The sequence below is a fragment of the Paenibacillus sp. LHD-38 genome (assembly GCF_031157315.1).
In the GTDB taxonomy this organism is placed as follows: Bacteria; Bacillota; Bacilli; order Paenibacillales; family Paenibacillaceae; genus Pristimantibacillus.
This window is the reverse complement of the sequence record NZ_JAVIFU010000045.1, coordinates 48,102-57,764: the sequence shown is the minus strand read 5'-3', so window position 1 is coordinate 57,764 and position 9,663 is coordinate 48,102. Positions and strand designations below refer to the sequence as shown.

At 50.9% G+C, this 9,663-nt stretch carries 9 protein-coding genes; 6 read left to right on the top strand and 3 right to left on the bottom strand.

Annotation, left to right across the window (positions count from 1 at the left end; translation table 11 throughout):
- Nucleotides 1-170: 170 nt before the first annotated feature.
- Nucleotides 171-1,166, top strand: a complete 996-nt coding sequence (locus tag RCO25_RS27365; RefSeq protein ID WP_308999249.1) for a sensor histidine kinase — start codon at nucleotides 171-173, stop codon at nucleotides 1,164-1,166.
- Between the two features lie 73 nt (nucleotides 1,167-1,239).
- Nucleotides 1,240-1,890: a response regulator gene (locus tag RCO25_RS27360; RefSeq protein WP_483874726.1), complete on the top strand. Its 651-nt coding sequence runs from the start codon at nucleotides 1,240-1,242 to the stop codon at nucleotides 1,888-1,890.
- Between the two features lie 8 nt (nucleotides 1,891-1,898).
- Here RCO25_RS27360 and mobB read toward each other — a convergent pair whose 3' ends face one another.
- Nucleotides 1,899-2,399 (bottom strand): molybdopterin-guanine dinucleotide biosynthesis protein B, encoded by a 501-nt coding sequence (gene mobB, locus RCO25_RS27355; RefSeq protein ID WP_308999247.1) that lies wholly within the window; start codon nucleotides 2,397-2,399, stop codon nucleotides 1,899-1,901.
- 123 nt (nucleotides 2,400-2,522) lie between these two features.
- On the opposite strand from mobB, the gene RCO25_RS27350 reads away from it, so the two are divergent.
- Complete coding sequence (locus tag RCO25_RS27350; RefSeq protein ID WP_308999246.1) at nucleotides 2,523-3,914, top strand: molybdopterin molybdotransferase MoeA; 1,392 nt, start codon at nucleotides 2,523-2,525, stop codon at nucleotides 3,912-3,914.
- 206 nt (nucleotides 3,915-4,120) lie between these two features.
- Here RCO25_RS27350 and RCO25_RS27345 read toward each other — a convergent pair whose 3' ends face one another.
- Together RCO25_RS27345 and RCO25_RS27340 are read right to left on the bottom strand one after the other, a co-directional pair.
- Complete coding sequence (locus RCO25_RS27345; protein ID WP_308999245.1) at nucleotides 4,121-4,813, bottom strand: hypothetical protein; 693 nt, start codon at nucleotides 4,811-4,813, stop codon at nucleotides 4,121-4,123.
- Nucleotides 4,814-4,954: 141 nt separating this feature from the next.
- Complete coding sequence (locus RCO25_RS27340; RefSeq protein ID WP_308999244.1) at nucleotides 4,955-5,323, bottom strand: hypothetical protein; 369 nt, start codon at nucleotides 5,321-5,323, stop codon at nucleotides 4,955-4,957.
- Between the two features lie 103 nt (nucleotides 5,324-5,426).
- On the opposite strand from RCO25_RS27340, the gene RCO25_RS27335 reads away from it, so the two are divergent.
- From RCO25_RS27335 to RCO25_RS27325, 3 genes are all read left to right on the top strand, one after another.
- Nucleotides 5,427-6,260, top strand: coding sequence for a YwmB family TATA-box binding protein (locus tag RCO25_RS27335; protein WP_308999243.1), 834 nt, complete (start codon nucleotides 5,427-5,429; stop codon nucleotides 6,258-6,260).
- Between the two features lie 139 nt (nucleotides 6,261-6,399).
- Nucleotides 6,400-7,956, top strand: a complete 1,557-nt coding sequence (gene zwf, locus RCO25_RS27330; RefSeq protein WP_308999242.1) for a glucose-6-phosphate dehydrogenase — start codon at nucleotides 6,400-6,402, stop codon at nucleotides 7,954-7,956.
- 38 nt (nucleotides 7,957-7,994) lie between these two features.
- Nucleotides 7,995-9,581 (top strand): peptide chain release factor 3, encoded by a 1,587-nt coding sequence (locus tag RCO25_RS27325; RefSeq protein WP_308999241.1) that lies wholly within the window; start codon nucleotides 7,995-7,997, stop codon nucleotides 9,579-9,581.
- Nucleotides 9,582-9,663 lie beyond the last annotated feature (82 nt).

Genomic DNA, 9,663 nt, shown 5'->3' with positions numbered 1-9,663 from the left:
ACACAATCACTATACCAAACTGAAGTGGTGTTTTCTATTTTGCAAGAGATGAATAATTATCTTCGAGCAGCGTGATATATCAAGGGTTTAAGCTTATTTTCGCTCTGCGAAGTTTGAGTACATAAGAATACAATAAAGGTTAAAATAGTACAGAGAAGGAAGTGAGCCGTATGGAGCAAGGCAATAAAAGGGACCAGCCGAATCATGCGGCCCGCAGAAAAAATGCAACGGAAACGGTTCTGTGGCTGCTGATTATTATCAGCTTGGTGGTAATCGTACTGCAGGGGATCGGTTACGTTGAAATGTTCACGCTTCAGGGGAAATGGGCGGTCATCGGTTTGACTATTGTCGGGGCGGGACTTGCAGCGGCTGCTTTAAACGGCTATTTGCAAAACTCTAGACTGAAGGAATCGCTGAAGCGGCTGACCGAGCAGCAAGTGAAGCGTCGATTTAGTGTCACGCTCAGCAACGGCGAGAAGACAGACAACGAAATTTCGGAGCAAGAGCAGGTCGATCCCAATTGGACGGAGAAAGTTAAATTTACGGCTGTGATCGAGGAGCGTCAGCGGCTCGCACGCGAGCTTCATGATGCGGTTAGCCAGCAGTTATTTGCCATTTCCATGACGGCGACTGCTGTCAGCCGCACGATTGACCGGGACTGGGAGCGGGCGAAGCGTCAGGTACAGCTTATTGAAGAAATGGCTGCCGTTGCGCAATCAGAGATGCGCGCGCTGCTGCTTCATCTTCGGCCTGTCCACTTGGACGGAAAAAATCTGGGACAGGCGCTTACCGTGCTGGTGGATGAGCTGAAGCAAAAAGTACCAATGACGATAACGCTCGAGGTAGACGATACGATCATTCTCTTACCAAATGCAGAGGATCATCTGTTCCGCATCGCTCAGGAGGCTTTGTCTAATACGCTCAGGCATTCCAAAGCGGACAGTATGACTATCAAGCTTATCCGTTCTGGCAATCAAGTGCATATGAGCCTGCAGGACAGCGGCGTGGGTTTTGATCTAGAGGCGAAGAAGCAAACCTCCTACGGACTGCTCACGATGGAAGAGCGGGTTCTTGAGCTCGGAGGCTCATTGAAAATGCTATCGAAGCCCGGCGAGGGGACGGTCATTCAAATTTGGATTCCTGCTGACGGGCAGAGAGAGCTGTAGGAATAAGGGTAACGGATACCAGAGCTTAATTTTTTAATAAGAGGCGGTGTGAGGTGTGGAGGCAATGGAGCAATTGAGTCAACCAATAAAGGTTCTGCTCGTCGATGATCACGAAATGGTGCGGATCGGACTTGCGGCGGTGCTGGACACAGAGGACGGCATCGAGGTTGTGGGTGAAGCTAGCAACGGGATGGATGGCATTCGATTAGCACAGGCGTACAGACCTGATGTTGTTCTAATGGATTTGGTGATGGACGGCATGGATGGCGTGGAGACCACAGCAAAGCTGCTTGAGCTTTACCCAGATTGCAAAGTCATCGTATTAACGAGTTACTTGGATGACAGCAAGCTGTATCCCGTCATAGAAGCAGGAGCGTTCAGCTATTTACTGAAAACATCGCGGGCGACGGAAATTGCGGATGCGATACGTGCCGCAGCGCGCGGTCAGTCCGTGTTGGAATCCCAAGTGGCCGCGAAGATGATGAACCGCTTCCGGCAGCCGAAGCAGCTGAAGCAAGCTCCGCTGCATGATGAACTGACGGACCGCGAAATGGATGTACTGAAGCGGGTAGCACAGGGAAGATCGAACCAGGAAATCGCCGACGAGCTGTTCATCGGCGTGAAAACCGTCAAATTCCATATTACGAATATTTTTAATAAACTCGATGTGGATGACCGTACGCAGGCAGCTATTTATGCACTTAAACAAGGAATTGCAGACTAATAAAAGCCTTAAGTAGCGAGCGATAACGATTGCGCCTTTTGGAAAAGCTGATCGATTTGATTGACATCAATTGCGGTTAGAGCTATGCCGGCTGACGATGTAAGCATGGCCTCGGGCCAGACGGCGGCCGCAAGCGGGTTTTGCAGCGTTTGCAGCAGCTCCAAATCCTGCGCTGACCGAACCATAATGATTTTGGGATAGGCGGCTTCTTTGAAGCCTTCGATAAGGATAACATCCACTTCGGACATTTGAGCAATCAACTGATCCAGCGGAACGTTATAGCGCATCATAACCGCAGTGCGTTCGGAGGAAGTGATAGCCGTTATATCTGCCCCGGCCTCTTGATGCTTCCAAGTATCGGTTCCGGGCGTATCAATTTGAAAATCATGCGCATCGCGCTTAATTGTCCCGACCTTATATCCTGCTTGTTTATAACGCTCTGTCAGCCGGCAAACCAATGTGGTTTTGCCGGTGTTTTTGTATCCGACGATTTGAACTATGAGTGGCATGGCGTTCTCCTTCATGAGGGCATAATGACCGTAATTGCCAATAGTTTAACATACATTGTAAAATGAATGCTGAATAAGCTGCTGTTTATGTTCAGTTAGCGGCTATAGGAGCGGGTGATGGCGATGAAAAAGGTTGGAGGCAACGGAGCGGGCGAGAGGGAGAAGGAAAGCCGATTTAATCGGCGCGCTGTGAAGGTAGAAGAGGCGCAGCGGCGCACGTTGGCTGCGGCCGATGGGCTGGTCCTCGGCAGCGAGTTCGTGCCGCTGCGGGCCGCTGGCGGCCGGAGGCTGGCGCAAACGATAGTTGCGACCTGCGATTGGCCGCCTTTCGCGCGCTCGGGCCTCGACGGCTACGCCGTGCGCGCGGCTGATATCGCGGCAGCGACGCCGGAGCACTCGGCGATGCTGCGCGTTGTTGACGCGGTTGCGGCGGGCGGACTCGCCCTCGCGGCCGTGCAGAAGGGCACTGCCGTGCGCATTATGACCGGCGCGGCTGTGCCTGAAGGGGCTGACGCGGTCGTGATGCTGGAGCAGACCGCGGAAGCCCTGCTGGATGGAGGCGCTCCAGCGGTGCTGATCAAGCATGCCGGTGCCGCAGGCCAGCATATAGCGCCCCAAGGCGAGGAGTTTCGCCTTGGGGGCGCATTGGCTGTGCCCGGCACGCTTGTGCGGCCGGGCCATGTGGCGCTGCTAGGCACCTTCGGCTATGCCGAGGTGGCCGTGCAGAAGCGCCCGCGCGTAGCGGTGTTCGCAACCGGCAGCGAATTGCTGCCGGTTGGGGCGGCGCTGGCGCCGGGCCGGATCCGCGACAGCAACAGCTGTATGGTCGCGGCAATGATCGAGCAGAGCGGCGCGGAGCCGATTGTGTGGGGCTCGCTGCCGGACGAGCCTCAAGCGATTGAAGCGGCGCTGGCGAGCGCATGGAATACTGCCGACCTGATTGTGACAACCGGAGGCGTGTCGGTGGGGGATTATGATGTGATGGCTGACCTCTTTCGCGCGATAAAGAACGGCAGCAGCTTCCAGACGATGGAACGGAATAGTAATACAACGGACGTCTTGACGGAAGGTGGGTACTCAACGGCCTCTTATAATCGGGCGGCTACGGAGGTCCTCTTTGACCGCGTCGCGATGAGGCCGGGAAGCCCGACGTCCGCAGCCGTGATTGGCGGGAAGCTTCTTTTTGCTTTATCGGGCAATCCGGGAGCGTGCTTTGTCGGTTTTGAATTATTCGTTCGACCGGCTCTGCTTCGTATTCAAGGCGTTATGGAGGCACTGCCGCGAAAGGTAACGGCAAAGCTGCTAACAGCTGTAGACAAGCCAAGCCCGCATGATCGTTTCGTTCGAACTCGCTTGGTCAGCGATTCAGATGGAAGCTTGCTTGCTGATCCGCTTGCCTTCTCCAAATCAAGCATGATGGCCTCTATTGCGGAGGCTGAAGGGTTGGCTGTTATTCCGTCCGGTCCCAAAGGCGCCGAAACTGGCGCTGTAATTGAAGTTATCTTAATTCCTTAATAATGGAATTGAATTTTTATTAGGAAAAAATAAACTTTAATGGCAGGATATAGCGGCGCGGAAAGCGAATATAACTCATAACACCTGCTTCAAACATAATTGAATATCTCTCAGAGTCTTAGAATCATCTATCGTTAGAAGGATAGAGCCCTCTGTCCTGCAAGTCATACAGGATAGAGGGCGTTTTTTATGTGGATTGCTAAAGGTTATATGTACTGATTAATGATTAAACCGGCATAGGGTATCGGCGAGTAGCTTTGAATGGAGTTGAAATAAGCGCCGTAAGGAAGAGTCGACGTAAAGTGGGACTGAAGCAGTTGAACTGGTTTTTGCTGCTCTGTGAAGGCTAAAGCCACTTTCAGGTCATTCAGCAAACCGCTGGTGCCTAGCAAATGCCGTTTCATCCGTTCAGAGCTTGGTGCAGCGGAAGCTGCTTCTTCGGATACGGCATCATTCAGGGTCCATTGCCCGCTGCTGGCGCTGCGGGACAAGCCCAGCTCTATGGCGGCAGGATGGCGCAGGGCAAGCTCAATGCTCGACCAGAGCTCGGGGATTAGATTGTCGGCCCGCTGCTTATAATGGGTTTCCAGCTGATTGAGCAGGTTCGTTAGACTATGCAGGCTCTCAGTTATAGGCAGATCATTGTTCAATTCATTGCCGAGCTTGCTCATTAGCTGATCCAAACGATTTTGGGCATCGCGTGTCATTTGCAGCCAGGACGCCGCACTGCTCGCTGCTTGATGATAGATACGGTTCCAATCATGTTCATGGTCGGGAGCCTGCTGAGGCTCTCCATCGCGATAAGGATAATAGGCATAAGGAGTAACAGCTTGTACAGGGACATATGCATTTGTTCGTTCGATGCTCCGAATGGAACGGATATATGAGCTCGTAAGCATTCTCCTTTCTAATTTGAATGAGGAATACAGCGATAGCATACTATGCCATGCCCGAGAAGGCTGGCGAAAACTGTCATTGAGACAACCTATTTTTAGGGAAAGCGGCGCTGCTCCGCTCCGCAGAGTCCGCCGCTTTGCCGTTTACAGTAATAAGAACAGAAAAGCGATAAGCGCAAAATCAAGTGCCAGCGCCGCACCCCAAGGATAGTACGGCTGCGGTCCATAATAATAAGGATCATAAGGGTAGGCCTGTGTTTGCGCTTGCGGCGCAGCAGATTTATGCTGCAGCTCTGTTTTACCTTTAACGCCTTTTTTCTTTTTTGAAACCGTTGTCTGCACTTGCGTCACATTTGCTTCAATACCGCCCGCATCTGCGTTCAGCAGCACTTTACCCCCGCCGCAGGAGCTAAGTATGCCTACATGGCGTGAACCGTCATTCATAACGACACACACAGGATACCCGCAATAACGGCTAACGACTTCCTCATGTAATGGAAAAATAGGTTCCATTCGCTGATGACACCTCCATTTATCATTCCTGCAACCAGTGTATTCACCTACAGGCAAACGTGTATGGATGTTTACCCATTCCGTAAGGACAGGAGCGAAAATCATGTACATTCCGAATAAGACAATGCCAATCCGCCACCGTATGTCGGCAAAGCAGCGCGCGAAACGAACGAAGGCGGGAATTCTTCTTGCTCTGTTAGTGATTTCGGTATGCGCTGTATGGGCGATGTGGCAGGCTGATCGGGCGCCGCGTGAGACTACCACGGCAGAGCAGCAGCTGCAGCATGATTTACAAGCGCTGTGGACATGGAGCGATGATGAGCTTAAAGGAGGATCAGAGGTGGGGGACTGGGCAATCAGATGGAACGTGACGGGCAAGGCGGGTACAATGAATGGGCTGGTACTGCAGTTCTTCACAGAGGCGGAGGGCAAGGCAATCGGCAAGGTTGTACAAAATGAAGGGAAAACCGTATCAGGCATGATTACCAAGTACGGAGGAAGCCTATCGATAAATCTTGTACAGGGTGACGATCAAAGCGAGCAGCTCATGATTTTGTTGGATACTACGCTTTCGACACTGATTGAAAAAAACACACTTATGGATGCGACAGCGGATATTTCTGCTAAGCTTGCTCAAATCTCCCCGGCCTTTACCAGCAGCATGAAGGTTCAAGGGTATACCAAGCAAAATCAGACCCTGCAGCATTTGAAACGGCTAACGGATGCGAAATCTGTGGATCGTTATGAGGATGCAGGAACGATTAGCGAAACGTTTTATACACGCATGCTGCAAATGGCGATTGCTGTCGAAAACGGTAGATCTGCAAATTTACAAGCAGCATTACACAAAGAGACAAATAGTGAAAATACCGCATTAACGATCGGAATACCTGTAATTACAGGAGAATACAGCGTTTTCAATGGAGAAAACCCCTGAAAATACCTGTTCTGATTAGAATAAGTAACGTATCTTATCAGTATTTTTTATGAACAGTTGAATAGCGAATTGTAGTTGGATATGCTAAACTACATATCATGTGAACCGTATAAAAATACATAGGGAAAGAATGAGGCAAATGACATATACTAATAACCTTGAATCCGTCTCCGCTGAGGGCGCAGTGTATTACCTGTTCGGAGCAACGGGCGATTTGGCTCGGCGTAAGCTATTTCCAGCCCTTTTCAGTTTATATAAAGAAGGCAAGCTTTCGGAAAACTTTGCCGTTGTTGGTCTAGCTAGACGTCCGCGGACGAATGAGCAATTCCGTGCTGACCTGTACGAATCGATCGTTGAATTTTGTCGTTACAAAGCGGACGATGCCGAACTTTGGAATCGTTTTGCAGAGCATTTCGTATACATGTCGCTTGATATTAACGATGTGGAAGGCTTCCGCGAGCTTAGCAAGTTATCGGAGCAATTGGATGCCAAGTTCGATATCCCGGGCAACCGTTTATTTTATTTGGCTCTTGCGCCGTCCCTGTTCGGGCCGGTATCCTTCAATCTTCGCGACGGCGGTTTGCTGGAGTCAAACGGCTGGCATCGCGTCGTAATCGAGAAGCCATTCGGCTACGATCTGCCGTCAGCACAGAAGCTGAACGAGCAAATCAACCAAGTGTTCAAAGAAGAAGAAATTTACCGGATCGATCATTATCTTGGTAAAGAAATGGTGCAAAACATTCAAGTTATTCGTTTTGCCAACGCATTTTTTGAGCCATTGTGGAATAATAACCATATTGCGAATGTTCAAATCACGCTGTCCGAAACGGTTGGCGTAGAGGATCGCGGAGGCTATTATGATAAATCGGGCGCTTTGCGCGATATGGGTCAAAACCATATGCTGCAAATGCTGACGATGATTGCAATGGAGCCGCCAAGCCGTTTGCACGGCGAGGACATTCGTGACGAGAAGGTTAAGGTGCTTCGTTCGCTTCGCAACTACTCCTCAAGCGATGAGGTTCGCTCGAATGTGGTTCGCGCTCAATACAGTGAAGGCAGCCATCACGGCAAGGAGCTTCCTGGCTACCGCCAAGAGGATTCGGTTGGTGAAGATTCTACGACGGAAACCTACTTTGCCGCAAAAGTTTTCGTCGATAACTTCCGCTGGGCGGGCGTGCCTTTCTATATTCGAACAGGCAAACGTCTACCGGTAAAAACGACTGAGGTCGTGATTGAATTTAAATCGATGCCGCAGAACGTCTTGTTCGCGCAGCGTCACGATCTGGCTCCTAACCTGCTCGTCATTCGCGTAAATCCGCTTGAGGGCATATATATTAAAGTAAATGCAAAAACGCCGGGCGAGAACAATTCCGTTCAGCCGGTAGCGATGGAGTTCTGCCAAAGCTGTCAGATTGGCTTGAATACGCCTGAAGCTTACGAGCGCCTTATTCATGATGCGGCACGCGGCGATTCTACTTACTTCACGCGTTGGGACGAGGTTTCCCAGGCATGGGCGTTCGTTGACCGCATTGCACAAGCTTGGCGTGAAGAGAAAAGCGATTTGAAGCTTTATCCTGCTGGATCATGGGGTCCGGACGCAGCGAATCAGCTGCTTGGAGAAGATGGCTTCCATTGGTGGCCGGTTAACGGCCAAGAGGAAGATAACGTCATTTGGGTATCGAACAGCGGTAAATAATCGCTGAGATTACCTTACGTAATGAAGGGAAGGCAAGCATGAGCCAAACGTTAAGCCAAGAAATTAAACAGGAAGTAGAAAAGCGCCGTACGTTCGCGATTATTTCTCACCCTGATGCAGGGAAAACAACCCTGACTGAGAAGCTCCTCCTATTCGGAGGAGCCATTCGGCTTGCAGGGTCAGTTAAGGCGCGAAAAGCGAGCCGTCACGCCACATCCGACTGGATGGAAATCGAGAAGCAGCGGGGGATTTCGGTAACGTCCAGCGTTATGCAGTTCGATTATTTGGGACACCGTGTCAACATTCTCGATACGCCTGGTCACCAAGATTTCAGTGAAGACACATATCGTACGCTAACTGCAGCCGACAGCGCCGTCATGCTTATTGACGTTGCCAAAGGTGTGGAAGCGCAGACGATCAAGCTGTTCCAGGTTTGCCGCAAACGCGGCATTCCGATTTTTACTTTTATCAATAAGCTGGACCGTGAAGGTCAAAGTCCGTTTGAACTCATGGAGGAGCTGGAGCGGGTTCTTGGAATACGCGCAGTGCCTATGAACTGGCCAATCGGTATGGGCCGCGAGCTATGCGGCGTTTATGACCGTATGAAAACGCAGGTCGAGCTGTTCCAAGGCAATGACCACTCCACGATTGAAGTTCGTCCTGTAAGCGACTATAACGATCCGGTTATCCGCGAGATGGCAGGCGATTATTTGACCGATCAACTGATCGGTGATCTAGAGCTGCTTGATGTTGCGGGCGACCAATTTGATTTCGAGAAAGTGCAAGCCGGCGAGCTGACACCTCTCTTCTTCGGAAGCGCTGTTAACAATTTTGGTGTTCAAACGTTTCTGGAGAACTTCCTGCAGTTGGCGCCTAAGCCAACACCGCGCAACAGTACGACAGGGCAGGTTGAACCGACAAATGAGAAGTTCACCGGTTATGTGTTCAAGATTCAAGCGAATATGAACCCGGCGCATCGCGACCGTATCGCTTTCCTTCGGATTTGTTCCGGCAAATTCGAAAGAGGCATGAGCGTTCGTCATGTGCGCAACGGAAAAGATATCAAGCTGGCTCAGCCGCAGCAATTTCTAGCGCAGGACCGCGATATTGTCGATACGGCTTATCCTGGCGACATTATCGGATTGTTTGATCCGGGCATTTTCCGAATCGGTGATTCCTTATCGCAGGGCGGCGAAGTTGTGTTCGATGAGCTTCCGACGTTCTCACCGGAAATTTTCGCGAAAGTAACGGTTAAAAACGCGCTTAAGCATAAGCAGTACCAGAAGGGTATCGACCAGCTGACGGAAGAGGGCACCATTCAGGTGTTTCATTCCACGGGCAACTTCGACGAAACGATTCTCGGCGTAGTCGGTCATTTGCAGTTCGAGGTATTCGAGCACCGGATGAAAGCGGAGTACGGCGTGGATATCCAGCTGCATCGGATGCAGTTCCAATTTGCGCGCTGGATCGTCGATGACAATATCGATCCAGGTAAATTCCGTATTAATACGACGCTCGTGAAGGACAAGAAAGGCAACTATGTCGTCTTGTTTGAGAATGAATATGCGATGCGTACGGCAATAGACAAAAATCCAACGTCTAAGTTTTTGGAAACCGCGCCTTAAGCGCACGGATATAAGCAAGCTGACAGCATCCCCGGCCACCCTCGCAGCAGCGCAGGCGGCTGGGGATGCTTTTGCTTATGCG